At 34.4% G+C, this 25,844-nt stretch carries 29 protein-coding genes; 21 read left to right on the forward strand and 8 right to left on the reverse strand.

All coding sequences use genetic code 11. The features are described from left to right. Positions 1-2: 2 nt before the first annotated feature. Together B1NLA3E_RS01550 and B1NLA3E_RS01555 are read left to right on the forward strand one after the other, a co-directional pair. The gene (locus B1NLA3E_RS01550) at positions 3-500 is read left to right on the forward strand and encodes a hypothetical protein (RefSeq protein ID WP_015592106.1); all 498 of its coding nucleotides are present in this window, start codon (positions 3-5) and stop codon (positions 498-500) included. A 13-nt stretch (positions 501-513) separates the two neighbouring features. Beyond that, positions 514-729 carry a hypothetical protein gene (locus B1NLA3E_RS01555; RefSeq protein ID WP_015592107.1) on the forward strand — a complete coding sequence of 72 codons (216 nt, stop codon included), beginning with the start codon at positions 514-516 and terminating at the stop codon, positions 727-729. Between the two features lie 51 nt (positions 730-780). Here the strand turns inward: B1NLA3E_RS01555 and B1NLA3E_RS01560 are convergent, their stop codons facing one another. Together B1NLA3E_RS01560 and B1NLA3E_RS01565 are read right to left on the reverse strand one after the other, a co-directional pair. Further along, positions 781-1,569, reverse strand: a complete 789-nt coding sequence (locus B1NLA3E_RS01560; protein WP_015592108.1) for a DUF4393 domain-containing protein — start codon at positions 1,567-1,569, stop codon at positions 781-783. Between the two features lie 220 nt (positions 1,570-1,789). Then, a complete protein-coding gene (locus tag B1NLA3E_RS01565) occupies positions 1,790-2,026 on the reverse strand; it encodes a helix-turn-helix domain-containing protein (protein ID WP_328285120.1) in 237 nt (78 codons plus the stop codon). 111 nt (positions 2,027-2,137) lie between these two features. Here B1NLA3E_RS01565 and B1NLA3E_RS01570 point away from each other — a divergent pair, with 111 nt between their 5' ends. From B1NLA3E_RS01570 to B1NLA3E_RS23140, 5 genes are read left to right on the forward strand one after another with little or no spacing between them, the layout of a single operon-like run. Beyond that, positions 2,138-2,809, forward strand: a complete 672-nt coding sequence (locus B1NLA3E_RS01570; protein ID WP_015592110.1) for a DUF4145 domain-containing protein — start codon at positions 2,138-2,140, stop codon at positions 2,807-2,809. A gap of 13 nt (positions 2,810-2,822) precedes the next feature. Continuing rightward, entirely contained in the window at positions 2,823-2,966 is a 144-nt protein-coding gene (locus tag B1NLA3E_RS25120; protein ID WP_187292139.1) for a hypothetical protein, read from the forward strand. Between the two features lie 60 nt (positions 2,967-3,026). Beyond that, entirely contained in the window at positions 3,027-3,296 is a 270-nt protein-coding gene (locus B1NLA3E_RS01575; RefSeq protein ID WP_015592111.1) for a hypothetical protein, read from the forward strand. 3 nt (positions 3,297-3,299) lie between these two features. Continuing rightward, positions 3,300-3,575 (forward strand): holin, encoded by a 276-nt coding sequence (locus tag B1NLA3E_RS01580; protein WP_015592112.1) that lies wholly within the window; start codon positions 3,300-3,302, stop codon positions 3,573-3,575. A gap of 16 nt (positions 3,576-3,591) precedes the next feature. Beyond that, positions 3,592-4,908: a GH25 family lysozyme gene (locus B1NLA3E_RS23140; RefSeq protein ID WP_015592113.1), complete on the forward strand. Its 1,317-nt coding sequence runs from the start codon at positions 3,592-3,594 to the stop codon at positions 4,906-4,908. A gap of 111 nt (positions 4,909-5,019) precedes the next feature. Here the strand turns inward: B1NLA3E_RS23140 and B1NLA3E_RS01600 are convergent, their stop codons facing one another. Further along, positions 5,020-5,490: a hypothetical protein gene (locus B1NLA3E_RS01600; protein WP_015592114.1), complete on the reverse strand. Its 471-nt coding sequence runs from the start codon at positions 5,488-5,490 to the stop codon at positions 5,020-5,022. 540 nt (positions 5,491-6,030) lie between these two features. Between B1NLA3E_RS01600 and B1NLA3E_RS23145 the strand changes: the two genes are divergently transcribed. Continuing rightward, the gene (locus B1NLA3E_RS23145; RefSeq protein WP_015592115.1) at positions 6,031-7,050 is read left to right on the forward strand and encodes a M23 family metallopeptidase; all 1,020 of its coding nucleotides are present in this window, start codon (positions 6,031-6,033) and stop codon (positions 7,048-7,050) included. A gap of 69 nt (positions 7,051-7,119) precedes the next feature. Here the strand turns inward: B1NLA3E_RS23145 and B1NLA3E_RS01610 are convergent, their stop codons facing one another. Further along, positions 7,120-7,677: a hypothetical protein gene (locus B1NLA3E_RS01610; RefSeq protein WP_015592116.1), complete on the reverse strand. Its 558-nt coding sequence runs from the start codon at positions 7,675-7,677 to the stop codon at positions 7,120-7,122. 469 nt (positions 7,678-8,146) lie between these two features. Between B1NLA3E_RS01610 and B1NLA3E_RS01615 the strand changes: the two genes are divergently transcribed. After that, complete coding sequence (locus B1NLA3E_RS01615; protein WP_015592117.1) at positions 8,147-8,341, forward strand: hypothetical protein; 195 nt, start codon at positions 8,147-8,149, stop codon at positions 8,339-8,341. Between the two features lie 266 nt (positions 8,342-8,607). On the opposite strand, the gene B1NLA3E_RS25125 is transcribed toward B1NLA3E_RS01615, so the two are convergent. From B1NLA3E_RS25125 to B1NLA3E_RS01625, 3 genes are all read right to left on the reverse strand, one after another. Then, complete coding sequence (locus tag B1NLA3E_RS25125; RefSeq protein ID WP_187292140.1) at positions 8,608-8,763, reverse strand: hypothetical protein; 156 nt, start codon at positions 8,761-8,763, stop codon at positions 8,608-8,610. A gap of 1 nt (position 8,764) precedes the next feature. Next, positions 8,765-10,057, reverse strand: coding sequence for a hypothetical protein (locus B1NLA3E_RS01620; protein WP_041580216.1), 1,293 nt, complete (start codon positions 10,055-10,057; stop codon positions 8,765-8,767). 255 nt (positions 10,058-10,312) lie between these two features. Then, positions 10,313-10,555 carry a hypothetical protein gene (locus tag B1NLA3E_RS01625; RefSeq protein WP_041580217.1) on the reverse strand — a complete coding sequence of 81 codons (243 nt, stop codon included), beginning with the start codon at positions 10,553-10,555 and terminating at the stop codon, positions 10,313-10,315. A gap of 439 nt (positions 10,556-10,994) precedes the next feature. Between B1NLA3E_RS01625 and B1NLA3E_RS01630 the strand changes: the two genes are divergently transcribed. The 4 genes from B1NLA3E_RS01630 to B1NLA3E_RS01645 all read left to right on the forward strand — a co-directional run bounded on the left by B1NLA3E_RS01630 (position 10,995) and on the right by B1NLA3E_RS01645 (position 13,661). After that, positions 10,995-11,675, forward strand: a complete 681-nt coding sequence (locus B1NLA3E_RS01630) for a hypothetical protein (RefSeq protein ID WP_041580218.1) — start codon at positions 10,995-10,997, stop codon at positions 11,673-11,675. Next, positions 11,672-12,115 (forward strand): protein-export chaperone SecB, encoded by a 444-nt coding sequence (locus B1NLA3E_RS01635; RefSeq protein ID WP_015592121.1) that lies wholly within the window; start codon positions 11,672-11,674, stop codon positions 12,113-12,115. Before B1NLA3E_RS01630 ends, B1NLA3E_RS01635 begins: the two co-directional genes overlap by 4 nt. 5 nt (positions 12,116-12,120) lie before the next feature. Next, positions 12,121-12,855: a hypothetical protein gene (locus B1NLA3E_RS01640; protein ID WP_015592122.1), complete on the forward strand. Its 735-nt coding sequence runs from the start codon at positions 12,121-12,123 to the stop codon at positions 12,853-12,855. Positions 12,856-13,238: 383 nt separating this feature from the next. Further along, on the forward strand, positions 13,239-13,661 hold the full coding sequence (locus B1NLA3E_RS01645; protein ID WP_041580219.1) for a hypothetical protein: 423 nt from the start codon (positions 13,239-13,241) through the stop codon (positions 13,659-13,661). Positions 13,662-14,240: 579 nt separating this feature from the next. Here the strand turns inward: B1NLA3E_RS01645 and B1NLA3E_RS01650 are convergent. Next, a complete protein-coding gene (locus B1NLA3E_RS01650; RefSeq protein ID WP_015592124.1) occupies positions 14,241-15,038 on the reverse strand; it encodes a DUF4393 domain-containing protein in 798 nt (265 codons plus the stop codon). Between the two features lie 1,066 nt (positions 15,039-16,104). Between B1NLA3E_RS01650 and B1NLA3E_RS01655 the strand changes: the two genes are divergently transcribed. From B1NLA3E_RS01655 to tkt, 8 genes are all read left to right on the forward strand, one after another. After that, complete coding sequence (locus B1NLA3E_RS01655; protein WP_051120112.1) at positions 16,105-16,965, forward strand: transketolase; 861 nt, start codon at positions 16,105-16,107, stop codon at positions 16,963-16,965. After that, positions 16,946-17,905: a transketolase family protein gene (locus B1NLA3E_RS01660; RefSeq protein WP_015592126.1), complete on the forward strand. Its 960-nt coding sequence runs from the start codon at positions 16,946-16,948 to the stop codon at positions 17,903-17,905. Before B1NLA3E_RS01655 ends, B1NLA3E_RS01660 begins: the two co-directional genes overlap by 20 nt. Before the next feature lie 28 nt (positions 17,906-17,933). Next, entirely contained in the window at positions 17,934-18,986 is a 1,053-nt protein-coding gene (locus tag B1NLA3E_RS01665; protein ID WP_015592127.1) for a zinc-dependent alcohol dehydrogenase, read from the forward strand. 338 nt (positions 18,987-19,324) lie between these two features. Next, the gene (locus B1NLA3E_RS01670) at positions 19,325-20,305 is read left to right on the forward strand and encodes a 2-keto-3-deoxygluconate permease (protein ID WP_015592128.1); all 981 of its coding nucleotides are present in this window, start codon (positions 19,325-19,327) and stop codon (positions 20,303-20,305) included. 283 nt (positions 20,306-20,588) lie between these two features. Continuing rightward, on the forward strand, positions 20,589-21,362 hold the full coding sequence (locus B1NLA3E_RS01675; RefSeq protein WP_015592129.1) for a FadR/GntR family transcriptional regulator: 774 nt from the start codon (positions 20,589-20,591) through the stop codon (positions 21,360-21,362). 185 nt (positions 21,363-21,547) lie between these two features. Continuing rightward, positions 21,548-21,706 (forward strand): GapA-binding peptide SR1P, encoded by a 159-nt coding sequence (locus tag B1NLA3E_RS24590; protein WP_144061413.1) that lies wholly within the window; start codon positions 21,548-21,550, stop codon positions 21,704-21,706. A gap of 159 nt (positions 21,707-21,865) precedes the next feature. Continuing rightward, positions 21,866-22,825, forward strand: a complete 960-nt coding sequence (gene pfkA, locus B1NLA3E_RS01680; protein WP_015592130.1) for a 6-phosphofructokinase — start codon at positions 21,866-21,868, stop codon at positions 22,823-22,825. Positions 22,826-22,889: 64 nt separating this feature from the next. After that, complete coding sequence (tkt, locus tag B1NLA3E_RS01685; RefSeq protein WP_015592131.1) at positions 22,890-24,899, forward strand: transketolase; 2,010 nt, start codon at positions 22,890-22,892, stop codon at positions 24,897-24,899. Positions 24,900-25,844 lie beyond the last annotated feature (945 nt).

Consider the following 25,844-nt stretch of genomic DNA (forward strand, 5'->3'; position numbering starts at 1 on the left):
AAATGCCAGATATAAATCAGTACATGCCTCGAAGCGGCCGAGTAATAAAAGAAGATGGCACGGTAGTCAACGAGGCAAATGGGAACAATGCTGATGGTAGTCGCAATGTCTCACTATCTGGGAGTAATGTTCCAGATACAAGTCCCGTACCACAGAAGATTGTTAAACGAAAACAGACAACGATGCAAACTCATAACGCGGTAAGTGTACCTGCTAATAATACTTCCATGGGTACTTGGATAGATACTGATGGATATACTGATATTGGGTTAACCTTGATACAAGATGCTACATCTATTTCTGATGTACGTATTTATTGGTCAAATGATAATAGCACTATACAAGGTGCAGAAACGGTGATAGCCAGTGGAAACCCAACCTATGCCAATACAAGGGCAGGATTAACATCTACTAAAGCTAGGTATGCGAAAATAGGAATAACGAACGGTGATGCTACAAACCCACATACTATGAGCGTGTGGGCTTATTTAAAAGCTTAGGAGGTTTTAAGTAATGGTAAAAACACCACCAGAAGTAAACGGTATTATGGATTTAACTGACCAAGAAAAAGCAAATATAAAAGTAAAATTACAGATGATTAAAGCTGGTTTTGTTGCATCCGATGACCAACAAGCACCAGATACATTTTATATCACTGCAACATATAATCAGCAAAATCCAACTACACCTATAAACGGTGATACATGCGAAATGTTATTAGGTAACTAACGACGTTCTAGAGTGAGATAAGAAAGGAGCTAAAATTAGCTCCTTATAGAATTATTGTTGCTTAATGCATGCTTCATAAAACTGTTTACCGAATGGTGTTGGATTAAGATATCCCGTAATAATTCTTGGAGATCCTAAATTTGGCGCTTCTTGAATCGCAGTTTTAATAATAGAATGATCATTTAAACGTTTATATACATCTTTCTCTTTCAAAGTTACATTTTCTGTATTTATTAATCCCAACCTGCGAAGATTTTCTAGGTAATTCGGAAGAAGTTCCCAATGGTCAATCGCTACATCTTCACCTAAAATGGTGAAATTTCTAACTAATTCAAGATAACTATCATCTTTTAGCATAGCTCTTACACTAATAATTGGGTGGTAGTTAACTCCAATGCCTCTTAATAATTTTGCTTCATCAGATGTTATTTGTTTTAATATTTCTATAAACGAAGGATGCGCTTTAGAAGATGTATATTTATCCATTGATGTTGCAAGCAGATTAGCAAATAACTCTCTTAGTTCTACATTATGTCCAGTAAACCGTAATGCTTCTAAGGTTGGTCCGGCAATAGTAACATCTGGTGGAACAATATTTTCTTTTGGTTTACTTTTAAATCTTTTTTCTAATGCTGGTTGGATGTAGCCTTTGATTTGCTCGTATCCCCAAACCAATCCAGATATTGGGGACAAAGCTATATTTATTGTTTTAGATAATGTTTGTAGGCCTTTACCTAATTCTTGTGCAGCGGGTTGAAGCAAATCTTCATAAACTGGGACTGCCTCAACTATTCCTCTAACGGAATCTGCAGTGTCTTTGATAATGTTATTGTTAGTCATGGTTTTTTCACCTCGATTCTCTAGTAAGATAATAAAATTTTACTAGAATATTACATTTAAAGATAGGAGGTTATTATATGGGAGATAAATCGTTAGTTTCGATAATGATATTTAACATCTGCTTATTAGGGCTAATTGGTTGGAGTATTTGGTTTCTAAAGTCACCCATTCCCTTTTTAGGTTTACTTTGTCTCTTTAAATACAGAAAAATCCCGGCTGATTAACAGCCGGGATCATCTTTTTCTAGCACAAGAACATCTGATATTTTACAGTCAAATACTTCACAAATTTTAGCCAGGTTATTCAATGGAAATCGATGTGTCTTGTTCCTACACATTTCATTAATTAGCGGCTGCCTAATATCGGTTAACCTGGCTAATTCGTGTTGAGACATTCCTCTTTCAGAAAGTATCTGATCAAGCTTTATGATTATTTTCATAGGTCGAGAATGTGACATTTAAGGTTGTATGCGAGAAGGTAGCCAAATAACAAATTCTAATGTGGGGATATTTTTTTGTTAGGTTTTATTCTATTTGGTAGAATAAAATGTAAAAAGGAATGAAACTTTATGTCACAGCAAATAAAAGTTTTTAATAATGGAAATGCTCATATAGTAAATGTGAATTCCTTTCCAGATGAGTGTGGGATTTGTCATAAAAATGTGAATCCAATCGTTATAGGCAGTGCTTTTGTTCGTGGAGACCACCTAAATGGAAATCTTGAAGTCGCATTTCAATGCACTAATCTGAAATGTAACAGTCTAATAATCGGGTACTATCATAGGATCTCAGGTCCGGGTTCAAGTTTAAAATTAGAGAAACATGCCCCAATTAATCCTATAAAGAGAGAATTTGATGAGGAAATAAAAAAAATATCCAATAATTTTTTAACAATTTATAATCAAGCTCATTTTGCTGATCAGATTGGTTTAACAATGATTTCTGGTATTGGGTATAGAAAAGCTTTGGAATTTCTTGTTAAAGATTATTTTATATTCTTAGATTCTGAAAATGAAGAGTCAATAGTTAAACTTCCACTGGTGCAATGTATTAATCAGTTAGAAAACCAAAGAATTAAAGAGATTGCAAAGAGAGCAACATGGATTGGCAATGACGAAGCACATTATAAAAGAAAATGGGAAGATAAAGATGTTACTGATTTAAAAAGGCTTATTGAGATTACCGTCCATTTTATCGCTTTAGATGTTTCTGCACAAAAGTATTTAGAGGAAATGAGTTAAGGGAGGTAATAATGTGAGCACATGCAAAAACGCTCAAATTGTTGAAGTTATAAAAGTTGTTGCAATTGAAGGAACTGGGCAATCAAAAGATGATCAAATTAAAGAAGTGATTCAGTATTGGTCTAAAGAAGGTCAACTATTGTTTATTAAAAAATAAGTTATTGAAAGAGTCCTAACTGGGGCTCTTTTTATTTTGCTAAAAGGAAGGTGAAAGCCGTTGCACATTACACAAATGTCAGACATTACTGGATTAATTGCAGTACTAAGCTTTGTAGGTGGTATTATCATGTTTCTTTTTAAAAAGGTCGTCATCGAGCCGTTACAAAAATCAATAGATACACTTAACAAAACAATCGAAGGTTTTAAAGAAACGGCTGAAAGGAGAATGGAATTAATCGAGCAACGTGTGGACATCGTGGAAGATCGAACGTCTCGTCAAGAGGAACAAATCAAGTCTATTTTTAAGTCATTGAAGGGAGGTGAGTAATAAATGAACAGTGAAATTACTCAATTGCTTATTATTGCCTATGCGATCGTGCCATTCGTGAACGGCCTAGTTGGATTAGTTCGCAAATCGATTCCATCGTTGAAGAGCAAATTTATCCCGTTAATTTCGTTTGCAATCGGTATTTGTTTAGGGTTTTTCTTATCCTATCTACCGAATGTCGAGTATTCAATCGCCCAAATGTTCCTTGCTGGCGGTATTGCGGGGATGGCGGCATGTGGAGTTTACGAGATTACCAATGTAAAAGAATCATCTAAATAAAAGGGGATGGGATAAATTGAAAAAATTTAATAAAACGGTTGGTGTGCTAGCTCTTTCCATGGGGCTGGCTTTTTCTTTTGGAATTTCGTCCTATGCAAGCGCTCCGGATGTCGACTTTATCGATGTTTCGCACTGGAATGGTGAATCTGGGTTACCACTTGCGTTTTACCAAACCATCAAAGCAGGCAGTGTCGACGCTGTTGTTGTTAAGGTTTCAGAGGGAACATATTATGTAGATCCAGCGTCATCCGTAAACGTTGCAAATGCTAAACAGGCTGGCATGATTGTTCATGCGTACCATTTTGCACGGTTTACAAGTAATGAAAGCGCAAAATCAGAAGCGCAATGGTTTGATAAAAAACTGCAACTCGTTGGCTTTAATAAGAAAACAGACGGCTATGTTGTAGTTGACGTTGAAGCTAGTAATCTATCAAGCAATCCAGCAGCTTTAACAGAGTATACCAATACGTTTATCGCCGAAATGAACAATTTAGGCTATGAAAAAGTTGATCTGTACAGCGGATCATCCTATTACAATAGCAGACTGCAACCCGCGAAATTGCCAGCCAAACCGTGGATTGCTGCTTATCCGAGTAATCCAGTTAAAGGGCAGCCAACAGCTAAATTTAGTAACGGTACTGGCGCATGGCAGTGGACTTCCTCATGGTCAGGAATGGCCGGATACGGGAGATTTGATGCTTCCGAGGATTACGCTGGAAAATATACAAATCAAGTAAAATCTTCATCAGAAGGGGTTAAAACGATCGGATCAGTATCTTTAGTAGATTACATGAAGGCTGCTGGGATGGATGCATCTTTCTCATATCGTACTCAGTTAGCTGAGGCATATGGAATCGAGAATTACTCAGGATCATCTGCGCAAAACCTTGCTTTACTGTCGAAGTTACAAAGCGGAGTTAAGCCAGCAAAGGTTAATATTGATAATAGCAAGTTGACAACGAATCCAGCTAAAGAGCAGAGTTCAGTTGCACCAAAAACGACACCTACCTCAGCAAAAACATCAACTTATGTAGTGAAAGCAGGGGACACTGTAGGATCAATTGCTAAAAGATACAATACAACTATAAGCGTGTTGGCATCGCTAAATAATATTAAAAATGTAAGCTTCATCAGAGCTGGTCAAGTACTGAAGATTTTCGGAGCAGCCAAAGCAGCAATTTCTCAAGCAATTGCATATCATAAAGTATTACTAGGTGAAACCGTTTCAGTGTTAGCCAAACGTTATGGAACTACAATCACTCAGATTAAAAATTGGAATAATCTTGACAGCAAGTACACGATTTTCGCTGGTAAAACTATTCGTGTGAGATAAAAAAAGGAGCCCTTCTCATTCGAGACGGGCTTTTGTTGTTTACAAAGGTTAATCTAAAACAGTTATCGGTAGCTCATCGATTTGACGCACTTCATCAATGGTGTTTTTTATTTATCTCACCCAAGATGGTGTAACTGCATGACCAAAATAATCCCCAGATGCTGCCCAGTAGAAATCTACCCAAATAAGAGTTGGAGCTCCTATTTTTGGAACATTGCTGAATTCACGTGACTTTACCTCATACATCAAAAAATTTCCGTTTAGCCAACGATCTTTTACCCAGCTTGTCCCATTCCATCTCAGTAAAAATGCATCATAATAAATGAGTCCTCCTGGATTATACATACTCCCCGGAATCCAGCTTTCTATTGAAAAATAAACATTCGAAGCATCGTCAGTATCACTCACTTTAAAGGCATAGTCATATAAAGCACCAGTATTTTGCGAATAAGCTACAAATGTAGTACTTCCTCGCCAGGTTGCTGCTGAAGCTTTTCCAGATGGCCCAAATCCTACAAAAGTTACAACTGTAAGTGCAATAACCATCATGGTAATCATATTTTTCTGGAATTTGTTTTTCATAAATTTTTCCTCCTTTTCCATACTTTAATATATTAATTGTATAATAAGGTAAAGTAAACAAAAAATTGGAAAATACGTATATGTTTGAAGAACTTTTACTGTTTATAAAAAAAGAAAAATAATTCAAAAATAAGAATAAAGAATAATTACTATTTTACATTAAAAATAGTACATAGAGTTTTACTAATAATGTCAATTCTAGTAACCACTATTCTTCCTTCCTCCTAGAAGGGCAAATCATCTGGTGGCATCGGTTCCTTAATCCTGCCATTCATTATGCAAACAAATGTTCTTAATTGCGCCGGAAATAAAATATACGTTCGTGTACGATTGGAGAAAAGGAGGTCTGATTGATGAATGTTTCGCTGAGAAGAGCATTTGAGTATAGCAATGCCAAAATAAAAGCCCTTCTCACTCGAGAGGGGCTTTTGTTATTATGTAACAATTTTGAATATTTTAGGGATTTTTGTAAAAATATGTATTTATTTTGTTATTAATATTGTATTCTTAAATGGTATCTAATATAAAGGAGGAATAGATTTGAAGTTAAAAAGTTTAAAAGTACTGGTAACTCTTAGTCTCTTAGTTATTGGATTATTGGGTTTTAGAACGACTTCAACACAAGCTGCATCATCTTTTATTATGCCAACAACAGGTACAATCACACAACAATTTATACCAGGAGTACACTTTGGAATTGATATTGCAAATGGTGGATCGTCAGTTGCAGTAAATGCATCAGCAACAGGGACAGTTTCAAGGTCATACTATTCTTCCAGCTATGGTGAAGTAGTATTTATCAAGCATACAATCAGTGGAGTTAATTATGAAACCGTTTACGCCCATATGAAAAGCGGTTCAAGAACGGTTTCTGTTGGTCAGACTGTACAACAAGGCCAACGCCTTGGATATATGGGGAGTACAGGAGATTCCACGGGTCAACATTTGCATTTTGAACTACATTTAGGTAGTTGGAATGATGCAAAATCAAATGCAGTAAATCCTTTAAATTATATAGGATCTACACAAAGTCAAATCTATGGTATTACGGTTGATGATATTAGTTTAGCAAAAGCACAGCAGTTAGTTCCTAATCTTCAAAAACAGTACTCTGGTATACTTGCTGCTGATTTAATTTATGGAATGTCAGATGGTATTGGATATAAGATAATTATAAAGGGAATCAACCATCAACAAGCTGTACAGATTGTTCCTCGAGCTCAATATCTTACATCAGGACAAGTACCGAATTATGACACAAGTCTAACTTACGGAGTACAAATAGGACCAAGCCCAATTAACGACAATACTGCTTATGAAGTACATGTAACAGGTATTAGGACACTCCAAGAAGCTCAAAACTTAGTTCCGCAGTTCCAAAGTGAATTCGCTTGGGCTGTATTAGCCACTAGAGTACGCGGTGAGTTAAAATCAAATGGCTTGTATAAAGTAGTATTGGAAGGATTTACACTGCAACAAGCTCAAGTAGTTAGAAATGAAATTGCTGCGCAAAATCCTGATATTCCAAATGGTAATGTATATGGTTATATCCTCAATTAATAGTAAAATAAAAAAGCAAAAGCCCTTCTCTTAATTGAGAGGGGTTTAATTTTACTTTTGTATTTTCTGTTAAATACTATCGTTAAAATAGTCTATATAATTCCACGCTGTTGGATTTTCTAGAGCATACTTTTCATATAAGTAATTATCTTTGAGTGAAAATAATTTACCATTCCGGTCTATTCTCCAACAATTTCCATATGTATCTGTAAATGCAAGTTCTAATCCAAAGGAAATATTCATTCCTCCTTCTAAAAATCCAAAGTCTTTAACAAATTTACCAGGAGGAACTTTTTGAAACACCAAATAAGGATAGAGAGGAGTACTACTAAATTGGTCATTCATTTTCATAGCTTGTTCTCCATCTCCCGTTGCAGCACCAGTTATTGCAACAGCTATTACAAAAACATTGTAAATAGGAGTATTTGAAATGTTTTGAAGTATGATTTGACTTTCCTTTCCTCCTCCTATTATCCAAGCGGAAATGTTTCTTGCTTGAAGTTCTTTTTTTTCTTTTGAGTCTTGTTTGTTTTTTTGAATTAGATTTCGCACACTTAATGCAGCAATGCCTACTGAAATAACGGCCGAAGATGCAGAAATATAAGGCGGTAATAAACTTAAGTCCATATTTGAATCTCCCTCTTAACATCTTTAAAGATTTTTACCTCAATTTTATCTGGGTAATGGTTAATAATACTCCCTATCATCTAATTGTTCTCTCCATATGCGAAATTAAAGTGGATCAATAGTAAACATAGTAAAAGCGCCTAAGATGGATCCCAGAGTAAATCCTTCCTTACTCCGAAATATGAACGAAGCAATTACTTAAGGAATTAATACCCATAGAACATCTGTAGAATTTAAAAAGATCTTCATTATTGGAAGAAAACCATCCAACATAGTTTTCAATATTGCTAGGCTAGAAAGTTCCATTAAAAATCACCTCGTTTCAATGTGAAATATAGTGTTTCTGTTTCTTATACGTTTCAATACAGGTGGAGATTCAAGGCAATAATCAATATTTCGAATCTTTTGTGTCCAAAAAGGATATTTCTTCCAAGGGTTAGAATTATAGCAACAAGGAGGGATTTATCAAATGATTAAACCGCATTGCCCTGTTTGTCTTGTTGAGATGCAAAGAGAAGATCGTGTGAAAATGGATTCGATGTTTCATAGCATTTCTCACGCAGAATGTTTTAATTATGAGGACGAATTCATATTAGACGAAGGTACATTTGAGGAAATAGCCGTTAAATACCCGGAGTATTGCGAAGAATTTTTATCAGTATAAAAAAATGCCCTTCTCATTCGAGAGGGGCTTTGTCCTCTAAATAAATATCCAGTGGATCATCGGTATTCATATTTAATGATTTTCTCAACCCTAAGGGAATAACAAAACTTCCAATATCACCTATTCGCCTTACAATCCTAGTACCTTTCATATTAATCCAACTTTCCAGTGTTTTCCTAATTCATTTAAATAAAAGATGGAAATATCCTTGTGTAGACTTTGTGAAATAATAAAAAATCCCTTCTCAAAATGAGAAGGGATTTCTATCATTTTGGTCTTATGTTGAAACTTTTTAAAGTGTTTTCAGCCATTTTTTTTGCTAATGCGGTTGGATCTTCGTACAGTTTTTTCATTGAGTTTCTTTCTATTGTGTTAGGTATCAATCTTTTCTCAAGATTTTTCTCAAGGAGAAGCTGGTTCATTTTAATCCCTCCTAAAATAGTTTTGAGCAAATTGTTGATTTAATTCCTGTTTGAAGTAATGTTTTCGTTTTATCCAAATCAGTCCATCACCCTTGGTAATAACCGCAACATCAACTGGCCCACCAACGGTTTCTAAACTAGAGGAAACCCTTCTTTTAAAAGAAGTTAAGTTTACTAGAGATTCTGCCATTTCAGCCAATTCATCCTTAGGTAATGAGTTTACTATATTTAAAATAGGGGTGGTAAAATGTTCTTGTTTATATTGATCTAAACTTTGGTTAAATTTATCAAAAATATTCATTAATTGATCATCAATAATTTTAATGAGTTCTGGAGAATCTTTCGGATTTTTAAGATTATCTAGCAATTGTTCTACAATAACATTTGATAAGTTTTTAAAAATGTTCCCAAGATAATTTGAAGAAATCCCTTCTATTTCTGGGTTTATCCCTCTAACAAAGGTATGGACCATGTCATCTTGGGCGAAGGGAACAATTGCTGCTGTGAAGTCGGTACCAACAACTCTCTGTGTGGTTAATTGGTACTTTAACTTGTTATTTATTCTTCCATCAATATTATAAGCGAATAATGATGGATAAAGCTCTTGTTCTCCAAAACCTGCTATTACAATTCCAGATGTTGATCTGGAGAATTGTTTGATTAAATTGTTTGCAACAATATATTTTAAATTGGTAATCAGGTGTTCTGAAAAAATCATATTTTCGAAGGTTTCTATAATTATTTTTTCAATTTGATCACCGTACTTTTCAATGATCTGCCGATAATCTTGATCATCAAAGCCATTTATGAAATTTTTATTGTCACAATCCATCAACAGTTCATCTAAATATGTATTTGCAACTGCATTTAATTCGTCTTCAGTACTATCTGGTTTTTCATTGACACGCGCTTTCAGTTTTCCGAGGATAGTATCAAAAGCGGATGATACACTCTCAGTTATTAAATTGAGGATAAATTTATACTCTTCTACCTCGGATGTTAATTCCATGTAGTTATTACCTTTAAGGAAGTGCAGAAAGTCATATGAATATTCTTCTACAGTAGGAAAGGTTTTTACATCTAAAGATTGTCTGTAAACTTTTATTATGGTTTCCCAAGGAACACGAAGGAACTCTGCATTACCATAAATCATTATTCCTACAGGATGAAACTTGGAAAGAGTAAAAAGTTTATTAGCAGAATTATAAATTTTTGTGCCGCTACCTATAGTAACAGCGCTATCAGCAGCCATTGCAACACCAATTGTGTTCATAACACATATTTCTGCTGTCATTTTAATTTACACCTTCTTATCTACATAATATATTATTTCCTTAATGTTTTGAATATTCCTGCTTATTATTTTGTGAAAAATTGAATTTATTTCTCTAAATCGAAGGGATGAGTATTTTAACAATTTGTTCTAAACTCATTCACGATTAAAAATATTATAATCCACCTTTCTATCGTTAGAAGATGTATTTGACAGAAACAGATTTATTCCTTGTGTTTTTTCTGTGAATTAAAAAAACCTCTCTCAATGGAGGGGCTAAAATGGCAAGTCATCAACTACTATCGGCATAAGCTGTTTAACAATTTCTGTTATGTCATTTTCCTCGTTCCATGTAACCTTTTCAATTATGGTTTTCCGGAACCCGGTATCCATTTTTATTTGCTGGATCCACTCATAGGCTACGATCGGAGTATCCTCTTCTGATCTTACCTGAATTTTTCCACCTTGCATGGAGCGGGTTCCTTCTATATTTAAATGAACTGATAGGTTAACTCTCATAAAACACACCCCTTATACTAATATTATACAAACAAATGTTCTTAAATGACCATAAAAAAAACATACATTCGCGTATAATTCTAATAAAGGAGACACGACGATGAGGGGTATGCAGCTTTGAATTGTAGAATCTATTTGGATTTTATAAATAGTCAGTTTCAATAATTAATTTAATAAAAAAATAACTGATGTTAATCGATTAGAGTATAGTAGGGTATGTATCTGGAAAGAATGTTATTTAATAATTTTAATCATTTTTTTAAAATGTTAAACATAGGATTTACAAAGACTAATTTAGATTATTGGAAAATTTATCAAACTTTATTCTTGTCAACTTAAATTTACTGTAGTATATTTTTATATAAGATAAAAAAGATTTTGCCTATTGATTTTTTTTGCTTTAGGTTAAAATTCAATTTTACCTTTTGGAGGAATAGTTATGAGTATAAGAATGTGGTATGGTTTAAAAGAACAATTTAATCATAGTAATGAAATAAATAAGTGTTTAAATAATCTTTTAAGTCTATACAAGGATGCGCTTCATAACTATTTTCAGGTAAGCTACTCCAAAGATTTTTTTGATTTTTTTACTCGAGTAAAGGAACAGAAATTAAAAAATCATGATAAATTGTTTGTAGAATGGCTTGAAAAAAATGGCATTGAATCTTTTAAAATTTTAAATAATAATATTAAAGATAACCCACAATTAATTTCTTCTCTTGAATATGAGGAATTTTTGTTAATATCAGAAATGAGTATGGAGTATCCTGAGGATTTACGGGACTGCCTTATTTCAATATCTAATAATATTGATGGGTATATTAAGCCTATTTTGGAGACGTCATCTGCACTTGAATCTATTTATAATTCTTTTACGGAACAGTTTTTTAATTCAGTACAAAGATCTTCTTTTAGACACGCAGAATGTTTTTCTTATATTCGGGAAACGATCAATGTATATGATAAAAGACCAATAACTCTAAGTAGAGCATTAAGCGATACAGTATTTGATTCTATAACTGATTATAGTAAAAAAGTAGAATATAACAAAAATTTCGGAGAGAAAACAGGTTCTGCTTATAAAAAAGCAGAACCTATTTTTGTAGAGGAGAAAATATGAATACATACGATTATTACAAATTAGCATTTAACAGCATTCAACTAGAGAAAGCACACTTAGAAAAAATGAAATGTATTAATAGAGGTTTAGATGGTATAGAAGATAATCAGCTTGAGATTAAATTAACAAGAAAAATTGATTTAATTGATGATTCCAGAGCTGCAATTAGATTAAAAGCAATCGTAGGATTTGAAGAAGAAGGTCCTTTCCTGTTTGATATTGTATATTACGGTGAATGTGTTCTGTGTGATAAAAGCCAGAAAGAAAAGTTTGAAGAGTATTCTTATGATCAAATTGTACCTTTATTGTTACCCTATGTAAGGGAATGTGTTTCAAGTACTCTAGCACGAATGGAGTTGCCTATTTTCACCATTCCTATAATAGATGTAATTGGGTCAATAGAAGAAAACAAAGACAATAATAGTCTTAACAAGGAATAAGTCATATGAAGCATACAAAGAAAGCCACATTTATGAGAAAAGATGATGAATTACCAGAATATATGTTGGAAGCGGTAAAGAAAGTTTCGGACCATTTTAAAATCAAAAGAGATAAGAATTATTTATATGCATTCTGTGGAATGTTTAAAAAATCTAAACATTGGAATCCTGAAAGAATTAGGGAAGATGTAGAAGCTTGGAAAGCTAGTTTTACTAAAAGTTTTCCACAAAGAAATAACATAGCAGAAATAATTAAAGAAGCATTTAGTAATTGCTCTTCTAAGGACGATATTAACGATTTAAGAGGGTATTTATTAGAAGCTTTATTAATTGGCTTAAAAGGAGGATTTAATGGCATAGACAAACCTGGAAGAAATTCTAGGGGATGGGGTGCTAAAGTTTATTTAGAGTATGATGGTAAATCAAAAGGGGTTTATTATGAGTGCAGTGAGCATAAATTTGTAGGATGTTCTAATAGGTCCACAGTAGATTATGGAGAATGGGTTGGACGACATGGACAATTTTATGAATGTAAAGTGTCCCCTAAAAGAATCACCTGCAAGGAAATACAATATATGAAGCACCTAAAAAGTGAATTAGAAGATAAAGAATTTAGTCATGAATTATCTTTTTTATGTGCTGAATCTAATCTTAATGTAAGGTTAAAATTAGAAGAATATAATCTTCGACCAGTTTTTAAGCCATGTGGTTTAGAAGAGATATACTCAATGTTATCCTAAAAAAGCTCACCAACTGGTGAGCTTTTTTACTTCCATAAACTATCATAATCCATGTAATAATACATTTTAGGGCTTGCTGTACCTTAATAAATGTTGAAAAGTTAGGCTAATAATCTTTGTTACTACACATATTTGAAATTGTTGTTCGTCCTACGGAAGATTTTATAGCAAGCTCATTTTTTCATAATATCCTCTCTATCCATCCGTTTTCCAAATTTCGTTCGAGTTACTAAACCAAACAAAATATTCACCACAATGATTTTTTTGTCACTTTTATCCCAATTTTCTGATTTAAAACCTATGGAACTTTCAGAATAGTGGACAAGCAGTAACCCATATTCTTTATCAAGGCGTCAATAGGCCTCATAAAGGATGGTGTGTAAATGTATAGACCAACAGTTAGATATGACGACGCATTCCGGACCTATGTAGACGATATATTTCGTGCAACTCACCTGGACCGTTATCAAATTATCAGAGCTGCTCTTTTCTCGGCTGCTCATTCGAAAGAATTTCATGAACTATTAAAGCCATATCGAAAAGGTGACGTCCCCACACCCTCCCCTTTATGGGCGTTGAATCAGGTCAGTTACTGGATGGAGCAATGCCCTAAAGTAAAAGTTGGAGGTAAGGAGGTCTATGCTAACACAACAGAATCAACGGAAGGTAAAACTGATAATGGAGTTGTTGAAAGTGGACGAGGAAGTGAAGAACAATCAAATAGACGTCTCGAACCGATCACGAGACAAGAAGGGGCGATACCAATCAGAACAGAAGGAGGAGGAATCAAAATACGAATCGGCTAGAGAGATTATATTAGTCAAAGTTAAGGGGAGTTATGGAACATACTTAGTGAAAGACCGGTTAATCGATGAACATGTAATTGGAGCATTTGTACTTTTAGGAATCATTGCTGTAGCCTCGATAATCCTTTAATCACATAAAATCACATAAAAATCACTAATACTTCGGTTGATGGCGAAATTGCATAAAACTAAAAATTTTATATTATGGAAGAAACATGTTAAAAAAGCCATTTTGATAAGTAATGAAATGTCTTGAAAGACGGTCAAAAGATGGGCGGCATGATGTAGTTTAAACAAAAAAACCTTGGTTTAACAAGGTTTTGAGTGATGAAACTTCATTTTTAATACCGGATTGATGCCGATAATTAAAAATTAGCTATTTCCAGAGAGGTTTCTCATCAGTTCTCCGAACTTTTGAGAGGCCTCTTTTTTGCGACTTTTGAATGATAAACTTGAGTCGTCGTTTCGTCATAGGTATGACCAAGAGGGTCCATGATCTGTAATAGTTCGACTCTTGCCTTACAAGTTAGTAAAAATGGCATAAAAAAAGAGCATCCGGATCAAATGCTCTTTTTTTGGTTACCAAAATGTTACACAGGTTTCAATAAACTTTCTACCAAATGCTGTTAGTGTTAATGCTCCACGAATAATTTCAAATCGCTTATCAACCTTTGTTGATTGTTTTCTCCATGCATCTATTATTGGATGATTTTCAATAGGGATATACGCACTTGGAACTGTACAGTAAACACTATATGAAAGATTGATTATCCCTAATCTTTCAAGATTTTCTAAATAACTCTGCCCTAAGTCAGGATAGGAGCAATTTGCAGCATAAGGCAAATTCGAAAAACTAACCAGAGGTTCTGCAAAGCCGTTTTCTGCACTATTCTTATCGTACAAACGAATTTTAATTATAGGCATTGAATTTGATTTGTCCAACAAATTAATAATCTTAGCCTCATCCGAATTTATTTGTCTAATGATTTCAACAAAAGAAGGATGTGCTTTAGGAGCTGTTGTTCTATCCATAGCTGAGGCAAGTAAACTAGAAAACATTTCACATAACTCATTATTATGGCCTGTATACCTTAATGCCTCGATAACTGGAACTGCAATAGATGGTTCCGGAGTAACAATATTTTCTTCAGGAACGTTTTTTAATTTCTCTTCAAGTCTTGGCATAAATCTATCTTTAACTTTTTCATAGCTCCATACCAAAGCCGATAATGGTGCAAGAGCTATATTTATTGTTTTGGCAACAGTTAGAAGCCCACTTGATAATTCTTTTGCAGCTGGTTGAAGCATATCATCATATACAGGGACAGCCTCAACTATTCCTTGTACAGCTTCAACAGTTTCTTTGACATTACTCATTTTGTCACCTCCAGTCGCTAGTAAGATAATTAAATTTTACTAGAATATTACAATTATGAATAGGTGGGTTATTTGTGGAGAATAAATCAATTATATCAATAATGTTATTTAGCAACTGTTTGTTAGGACTAATTGGTTGGAGTAATAGAAGGAACACGATTTAACAATTGGCTAACAAGCATAAATATCAGTTTTGAAAAACCAATAATATTGCACAATGCACGGGCGGCATGATGTAATAGCTGCATAATCCCATGATATATAAGGATTTTTTAGTGGTTCGCAAACAAAATGCAAACATAAGATATTTATAAATATAAAAGAGGCTTCTTATTAGTTGAATAAACTATTGGGAAGCTTCTTTTTAGTTTTATGATTTGCTACGCGATTGTATTACTGATAACTATTCTAGTAATAGAAGTCGTCAAGGTATAATTCTACTGTTAGTACTTTGATTTTTTATTTTACCGTCAGGATCCTTTTTCATTCAATTGCTGAATTAGATTTTGTTATCCACCTCTTCACATTAGCCTAGTATCCATATCCAATCTTAAATTTAGTTCTCTTGTGTTACTCTCATATTTTGTGTTTGATCTTTCCTCCGATTGTCGCAAAAACAACACGACAGTTAAAAGATATATCTTATTAAAAATAGAATAATTTATTATCTAATCACAAAACATCATACGAAATACATCTTATGAATAACCTGTCGTAATATAAAAACCTGTATTTAAACATCTGATGTTTAAATACAGGTTTTTAAATATATATCGGTATAAGTCGCTCAAAAACAAAAATTCCGCAATAAAAAAGTTAAAATAGGATATTGACCATTAAATATCGCGTGGTATATAATTTACCCAAAGGAATACATCAGACAAATTATTCGTTAAAATATAATAATCATCATACGATTATCATTTATAACGAAGTGATTTGTATTTTGCAATCGGTTACAATGCGCAAACATCATACTAATTATATAAAATGAGTTGCGTATTTAATGAAAATGATTGTATGCGATCAAAAGATGTCATTCCAAATTATAGAAAGGAGAATGAATATGGATACGAAGGAACTAAAAATTATGGCAAACCAAGTTCGGCAAGACATTATTGATATTGCTTATAAAGCACAAGGCCCATCACATCCCGGTCCTGCTTTATCATGTACCGATATCATAACAGCACTATATTTCAAAATAATGAAGGTAAACTCAAACAATCCAAAATGGGAGGACAGGGATCGGTTAGTACTTTCCAAAGGACATGCGTGTCCAGTACTTTATTCCGCATTAGCACGTAAAGGATTCTTTCCTGTTGAAGATTTAACAACTGTTAGAAGAATTAACTCAAAATTACAGGGACATCCTGACATGAAAAAGACTCCTGGAGTAGATATGACAAGTGGCTCTCTTGGAAATGGTTTGGGAGCAGCTATGGGTATGGCTCTATACTCGAAAGCAACAGGTAAAAACTTTAAAACTTATTGTATTTTAGGAGATGGAGAAATTCAAGAAGGTGCAGTTTGGGAAGCGGCTCTATCGGCAGTAAGGTTTAAACTCGATAATTTAATTGCAATCGTTGACTACAATCATTTTCAAAGCTGTGGTTCGGTTGAAGATATTTTACCAATGGGACCACTTGGAGATAAGTGGAAATCATTCGGTTGGAATGTGATTAATATTAACGGTCATGATATGTCCGAAATCGTTAATAAATTACAGGTTGCATCTAACTATGCTGGAAGTCCAACTGTAATTATTGCTAACACAGTTAAAGGTAAAGGTGTAAGTTACATGGAACATGATAATTCATGGCACCAAAAGATACCAACTGCTGAGCAGTATGAACAAGCAATGATGGAATTAAAGCAAGAAATGGCAGAGTTAAAGGAGGATCAATATGTCTATAGTGTACGATGAGGTTTCAACACGTGTAGCTTTTGGAGAAGCTCTTTCTGAATATGCAAAAACAGATGATAATGTTTTCGCAGTTAGTGCTGATACAGAAAAATCGATGGGATTTGACAAATTAGCAAAAGAACACCCTGAACGTGTATTTAATGTTGGTATCGCAGAACAAAATATGATGCTTGTTGGTGCAGGAATTGCAGCAAGCGGTGGTAAAGCCTATGTGGCTACATATGCTCCTTTTGCATCTATGAGAATCCTTGAACAAATCAGAACATTCGCTGCCTATCCAAAATTAGATGTAAAGGTTATTTCCGGCCTTGCTGGTCTGGCAGGAGATATTGAAGGTGTTACACATCAAGGGATTGAAGATGTTTCACTTTTACGTTCCATTCCTAATATGGTAGTAGTAGTTCCAGCTGATGCAGCATCAACAAGAGCGATTACCCAAAAAATTTCAGAATATGATGGACCTGTTTATTTAAGTATTGGTAGAAATAAAGTACCAAAAGTATTTGATGACAGCTATACATTTAAAATTGGGAAAGCGAATATTGTTAAAGCAGAAGGAAATGATGCCGCTGTCATTTTTAACGGTGCAACTACCAACCGCGTATTTGAAGCTGAAAAGTCTTTAAGAGAAAAAGGTTATAATGTCCAGCTAATAGAAATGCCTTGTGTAAAACCGATTGACAAGGAAGCTATTATTAAAGCAGCGAAGGAAACCGGAGCAATTATTACTGTTGAAGAAAATAATATCATCGGTGGATTAGGTGGGGCTGTTGCTGAAGTGTTAGGGGAGAATTATCCTACTCTAATGAAGAGAATAGGGATAGATGATCTTTACACTGAATCAGGGACGCATGAACAATTGTTAGATAAATACAACTTTACTCCTAAACATATCGAAGAAGTTATTATAGAAACTATTAATAAAAAGGAATTTAAATAATAGAAAGTAAACAGAGGAGGAAATATAAATGAAAGCTGTTTTGAAAACTGGCCCAGTCTATGGATTTTCATATGATGAAGTAGAAAGACCTACACCAAAACCTAATGAGGTATTAATAGATGTAGAAGCAGCAGCTATTTGTGGTACTGATATAAGCTACAATAAATGGGGACAATCTGCAATTGACTTTGCATCCAAATTCAACGTAAAATTCCCTTTCGTTGTTGGTCATGAATGTGCAGGTACAGTAGTTGAAGTGGGTAGTGAAGTTAATAACATTAAGGTTGGCGATCGTGTTGCGCTTGAAACTCATATCCCTTGCGGTGAATGTTACCAATGTAGAACAGGCCAAGCACACAACTGTCAAAACATGGGCATTTATGGTACGAGCTGTGACGGTTGCTTTGCAGATTTTGCGATTGCTCCGGCAAATGTATGCTTCAAATTACCTGACAGTGTATCTTTCGAAGAAGGTGCTCTGTTTGAACCAGCCGGTGTTGCTATGCGTGCTGTAGAAGAGTCTGGGTTACAACCTGGTGAAACTGCACTAGTTTTCGGATGTGGAGCTGTAGGATTATTAGCTACTCAAATACTATTAGCATCAGGGGCAGGAAGAGTAATTGCTGTGGATATTGACGATTACAGAGTAGAAATGGCTAAAAAGTTTGGTGCAATTGGTATTAATTCATTAACAGAAGATCTTCCAGCTATTATAAAGGAATTGACATCTGAAAGAGGTGGAGTAGACTTTATATTCGAAATGACTGGTTCTCCTAAAGTTTATGAAACTTTATTTGATTTCTTACGGTTAGAAGGAAGAGTTGTAACTGTAGGTCATCCAGGTGGTCCTGTTTCTATCAATATTACACAAAATATTAATTTAAAAGGTGCTAGAATCAAAGGTTTATTTGGAAGACATATTTGGGATACATGGTATAAGTTAGCAGGTTTAGTTGAAAATAAAAGAATCAACATTCTTGATGTAGTCACTCATCGCTTCTCTTTTTCTCAAGTAGATGAGGCATTCGACCAAGTAAGTAAAGGCGCTGGCAAGATTATGTTTTTAAAAGAGAAAGAATAACTTTTCCATCTTTTTTGCTCTCAAATTTCATGATAGATTGATGTATAGACCTTATTATGCTATGTATATATTGTCTATTAACTAAAACTTTATTTAAATATAATTCTGTTCGGAAATTTTCAAGAGAAATATTATGTTGAACAACTATCGGCTTTAGTAATGGGGTTGTGAAAGGAATTGCTTAGCAAAATTCAGATAACAAAGGCTGAAACCTTGGCTATAATATTACTTTGCGATTTTTTCAATAGTTTGAGTAATATTATAGCCTGGGTAAGCGAAAGCCCAAAGTTTAGTGTAATAAAAAATTCTGAAGTATTTTTTGAAGGAGATGACCTATTATGAAAATAAAAGCCACACTTGATAGAATACCAGCAGGAATGATGCTAATTCCGTTACTTATTGGATCTTTAATTCGTACATTTTTCCCGGATTTATTTGAATTGCCTGCTTTCAAAAGTTCCTTTACTGGAGGGTTATTAACTGGTTCAACCGCACTCCTTGGTGGATTTTATATTTGCTTAGGCGCAACTATACGATTTAATGCAACCGGTTACATGCTAAAAAAAGGTGGAGCGTTATGGTTAGGTAAAATAGGAACGAGTTTTTTAATTGCCTTTTTGATCAGTGCAGTATTTGCAGACCAAGATCACATCTTTTTAGGGCTTTCTGCTTTAGCAGTAGTTGCTGCTTTTTCTGATACTAATGGTGCCGTATATATGGCTCTAATGGGCCAATTAGGAAAGAAACAAGAAGATATTGCAGCCTACTCTATCATGTCACTTGAATCTGGACCATTCTTTACAATGCTTATATTGGGTTCAGCTGGATTAGCAAGTTTTCCAATTGAAGCATTTGTGTTTACACTTCTTCCTTTAGTAGTTGGGATGATACTTGGAAATCTGGATGAAGAAATGAGAGCATTTTTAAGTAAAGGTCAGGACCTATTTATTCCTTTATTAGGCTTAGTAATTGGTGGGGGGATTAACTTAACCAATTTAGTAAAAGCAGGTATTTCCGGCATTCTTTTAGGTGTAGGTGTTGTTGTTATTACAGGGATAGTCTTAATTTTATTAGACCGTTTCACAGGGGGAGACGGTGTTGGAGGTATTGCAGCAGCGACTACAGCAGGAAATGCAGCTGCTGTTCCACTTGCGGTTGCTGCTATTCAACCTATGTATAGTGAAGTTGCAGCATCAGCCACTCTTCAGGTATCTGCAGCGGTTATTGTAACTGCTCTTATTGTACCTATAGCAACGACATGGTATGCAAAAGAAGTGAACAAACGAAAAGCAAAAAATATCGCGAATAATGTGGCATAAGTAGACAATTAGATTCCTATTTTGAGATATATTACTGAAAGAGTAATGTGGCCAGTAAATAAAATAAGTATTCTTTTCCTTATATTAATAAATTTTTCTTTTCCATCCCATCCCATCCAAAAGTTTATTTTTTTAATACTAGAGAAAAACTAAACTTGGCTGCTTACCTTGTTGAGTATATTTACACTATAATGTAAACGAGAGCGTCTTGAATTAATAATGAAGCCACATTACATTAAAGCAGCCAAGCTAAAAAAAGAAAAAATTAAGGGTGAATTTTTGGATGGATTTGATTATGTCAGCAGCAGTTAATAAAGAAAAAACATTAACACAAAAAACCGCAGTGGAAAAGGTAACTGAGTATATTAAGACCAAAATCATTTATAAAGAATTAAAACCTAATGATAAGATCCCTACGGAAACTGAACTTTGTGAATTATTAAATGTAAGTAGAAGTTCTGTTAGGGAAGCATTAAAGGTTTTAGAGGCAATTAATATTATTCAAATTCGAAGAGGCGATGGTACGTATATATCAGAACCTGAAGATATTTCTATTACTCAATCCCTACTTTTTAAAATGATTTTAACTAATATGCAATTAAAAGAATTAGTTGATTTTCGGGAGCAGATGGAGGTAGCGGTCCTTAAGCTGGCAATAGCCAATGCTACTAAGGAAGATATAAAAATTCTTAGTAAAAACCAGGAAGCTTTTTTGGAGTGCATTGAAAAAAATCCTGATGATTATGAAACACTTCATACTTTAGATTTGAATTTTCATAAAACACTAGCTGCTTCAACTAAAAATAAGTTAATGGAAGAAATTTATTTATTCTCTCTTGAAATCTTTTCACCGATGATTTTAGAAAATTATGCACTTGGTCAAATAAAAGGAGAGGACAAAATACCAACAGGTGATAACCATAGGATTCTTATTGAAGCAATTGAAAATAGAGATTTTTATGCTGGAATTTATGGTGTAAAATTGGCACTTAATATTTGGAAGAAGTGGGTTAATAAAAAGGAAAATATAGAGGGCGACAATGCAAAAGAGGAGTAATATTACGAAAAAGTTAGTCTGAAGCAATATTTTTATGAAAGTACTTCTTAAAGAAAAAGGCCCTTGTAAGGGGATACATTAGACGAAGTAAAAAGTATTATATAACATGAATATTACTTCATTCAGTCCCTATACGTTCCCTTACTAGGAAAGTCATAACCTTTGTATCTGTAGGAGGATATAAAATGGACAATGGAAAGGAATTATTAGGCGTAATTCTTTGTAAATATTGTAACACGGAAATTGAATCTTTTGTTTCAGAAAAGGTCGTAACCTATTTTGGGGCATGTTCTAATCCAGAATGCCAACATAAATTGGAAAAACAGATGGAGACTGAAGAATAATAATGATTAGTACCCCTTTTTACTTTGCAGGGTCTAACCAAACTTAATCTTATTAAAAATATTTGTGAATTTATCAACAAAGTTTGTCAGAATCTTAGTAAATTTTATCCTTATTTATCTTCTTTTGAAAAAAATTCTCTTAAAAAATGGAGGAAGAATATGAAGAAGATTGCTGTTCTAACAAGTGGGGGAGATTCTCCAGGAATGAATGCAGCTATTCGTGCAGTAGTACGAAGAGGAATTTATAATGGACTAGAAGTATATGGAGTTAAACATGGTTATTCTGGTTTAATGAAAGGCGATTTTTTAAACATGGACCTTGGAAGTGTTGGGGATATTATTCACAGGGGTGGAACAATCTTAAGAAGTACTCGCTGTGAAGAGTTCAAAACAGTAGAAGGACAAAAACAAGCAATAATATCACTACAAAACGCAAGTATAGATGGATTAATAGTTATCGGGGGAGACGGATCTTTCCAAGGAGCAAATAAATTAGCCAAACAAGGTTTCCCTACTATCGGTATTCCTGGAACAATTGACAATGATATCTCTGGGACAGAGTATACAATAGGCTTTGATACAACAGTTAATACTGTTATTGAAGCTATAGATAAAATACGTGATACAGCGTATTCACATGAACGTATATGTATTATAGAAGTAATGGGGAGGCATGCAGGGGATATTGCCTTATGGACAGGCATAAGCTCTGGTGCAGAATCCATTCTAATACCAGAAGTCGCAAATGATATTGAAGATGTGATGAACCGAATTATACATGGACAAGAACGAGGCAAAATGCACAGTATTATTGTTTTAGCAGAAGGTGTGTGCAGTGGTAAAGATCTAAAAAATGAGATTAAAAAGAGATTTGATCTTAACACTAATGTCATCGTTTTGGGATATTTGCAACGTGGTGGATCACCAACAGTTTATGATCGTATGATGGCAAGCAGGATGGGAGCCTATGCAGTTGATTTATTGATACGTGGTAAAAATGGGGAAATGGTTGGCTGGAAAAATGGCAGATTAGTAAATATGTTATTTGAGGATGCATTAAAAGACAAGCATTCTATTAATCTTTCAGACTACTATTTAGCTAGAAGTATTTCTATATAATTTTTCGAAAAACTTACTGTTATGATTAGTGTGAAAATAAAGAATAGTTAAAAGGAGAAAAAGAATGGAGTCGTTAAAAACAAAACAAAATGTTGAAGAACTAGCTATTAACACAATCAGAACTTTATCTATTGATTCAATTGAAAAAGCTAATTCCGGTCACCCTGGAATCACAATGGGTGCTGCTCCAATGGCTTATACCCTATGGGCAAAAGAAATGAATCACAATCCTGCTAATCCAAATTGGTTTAACAGAGACCGTTTTATTTTATCTGCTGGACATGGTTCTGCGTTGTTATACAGCTTACTTCATTTATTCGAATATGATGTTAGCATCGAAGATTTAAAGAATTTACGTCAATGGGGAAGCAAAACTCCTGGGCATCCTGAGTTTGGTCATACACCAGGTATCGACGCAACAACTGGTCCACTTGGACAAGGTATCGCAATGGCTGTGGGTATGGCGATGGCAGAGCGTCATCTAGCAGAAACATATAACAAAGACAATTTTCAAGTAATTGATCACTATACATTCAGCATTTGTGGTGATGGGGATTTAATGGAAGGGGTATCTGCAGAGGCAGCTTCCCTTGCAGGTCACTTAAAGCTTGGTCGTCTCATTGTTATGTATGATTCAAACGATATTTCTTTAGACGGAGACTTAAATTTATCTTTCTCTGAAAGTGTACAAGACCGTTTTAAAGCATACGGATGGCAAGTATTACGTGTAGAAGATGGAAATAATATCGAAGCCATCCAAAAGGCTATTCAAGAAGGAAAAGCAGATATACAACGTCCTACTTTAATTGAAATCAAGACAACTATTGGATATGGTTCTCCGAATAAATCTGGTTCCTCTGCTTGTCATGGGGCACCACTTGGTAAGGAGGAAACAAAGTTAACCAAAGCTTACTACGAATGGGAATATGAAGAACCATTCTTTGTTCCACAAGAAATAGATATACACTTTAGTCAATTTGCTGAATCCGGTCAAGAGAAAGAATATGCGTGGAACATATTATTTGCAGCATATAAAAATGCATACCCAGAATTAGCACAGCAATTAGAAAGTGCATTAAAGGGAGAACTTCCAGAAAACTGGCATGAAGCCCTTCCAAAATTTAAAACAGGCGAAAAGATGGCCACAAGAGCATCATCTGGAAAAGTGTTAAATTCAGCAGCAGAAGCTCTTCCACAATTAATTGGTGGTTCAGCAGACCTTGCCGGTTCTAATAAGACACTTATATCTTCTGAAAAGAACTATTGCTTAGATGGATATGCTGCACGTAACATCTGGTTTGGCGTTCGTGAGTTTGCAATGGGTGCAGCTTTAAACGGAATGGCGCTTCATGGTGGAATTAAAGTATTTGGAGCTACCTTCTTTGTATTCTCTGACTACTTACGTCCAGCAATTCGTCTAGCAGCATTAATGAAGTTACCTGTTACTTATGTATTTACACATGACAGTATTGCTGTTGGGGAAGACGGACCAACTCACCAACCAATAGAGCATTTAGCAGCATTACGTGCAATGCCTGGGCTTTCCGTAATTCGTCCTGCAGATGCTAAAGAAACTGAGGCTGCCTGGCGTTTAGCAATTGAAAGCACAGATAAACCAACAGCATTGGTATTAACTCGTCAAGATTTACCTACCTTTGATGAAGACCAACAACAAATCTACGAAGGCGTGAAAAAGGGTGCCTATGTGATTTCTCCTGCAAATGGGGAAGCAAAAGGACTTTTAATTGCAACAGGATCTGAAGTATCTCTAGCAATTGAAGCACAAAATGAATTAGAAAAAGAAGGTATTGCCGTATCTGTTGTCAGCATGCCAAGCTGGGATCGTTTTGAGCAACAATTCGAAGAGTACAAAGAAAGTGTGCTTCCTAGAAAATTAACTGTACGTGTTGCCATTGAAATGGGATCTTCATTTGGTTGGAGAGAATATATTGGTGCAGAAGGGAAGAAGATTACCATTGATCACTTTGGTGCTTCTGCTAAGCCTGAAAAATTAATGGAAGAGTATGGATTTACCGTAGAAAATGTAGTTCGTACATTTAAACAACTACTGTGATATATTAAGTTACTATACAATTTAGATCAGATATAAGATAAGCCAACTCTTCCATCTGAGGAGGTTGGCTTTTTTTAATTTATCAAATTCAGTAGCTATTTTAAATAGATTGTAAACCCGAATTGCTAACATTTTGCTAACGCAATCAAATGAAAAACGGTAAATTCTCGTTAAAGATGTTACAGTAGTAATTTGCCAAAACCCTGATATACCCCACCTTTTTCATATGTCGTTAAAGATATTACACACTCTCACCTTAGGGGCGGCATGATGTAGGGCTTTTAAGCCCGTCACATGCACACAAAATGAGAAATAGTTACGGCTATTTTTCACCCATTTTGTGAAGTAGTCATGTAAATAATTTATATCAATAGCAATAACCACTTCCTATAAAAATTTAGGGAGTGGTTTTTTTATGTTATTGAAATTTGGATTTCAAGACTTTTTAGATGACAGCTCATATTTACGCATATTGTTATCTGGGTTTAATAAAGTTTTTGTGATTCTTAGTTGTCCAGTTTAATATCGGACCATTTTAAAGCGCATAATTCGCTAGAGCGTATTCCAGAGAAGACAAGAAGGTAAAACCTTTCTAAGTCATATAAAAGCCCATAGCGGGTACAGGAGCTAAGAATTCGGCTATTTCCTCCCGTCCTAGATACTTTTTATAAACGATGTTATTCTCGATATCCTCAACAGTAAATTTTTTGATGGGACAACAGCACCGAACAATCAGAATTGATAAAATTAATATAGTTGTGGAACACACCGTAAGAGAACCTTAGTTTCAGTACTTAAAAAAAGATGAATGGTTTACAGTAACGGGAAAAGTGTTTGAAGAAGTGGTAAAAAACGATAATTTATTTTTTGGAAAAGATGCTTTTATTGAAATATATTTTACAAATCACTATAACAATCAAATGAAAACAATTTCTCCTAAATTTA

It is taken from the genome of Bacillus sp. 1NLA3E (assembly GCF_000242895.2).
Classification (GTDB): domain Bacteria; phylum Bacillota; class Bacilli; order Bacillales; family Cytobacillaceae; genus Bacillus_BU.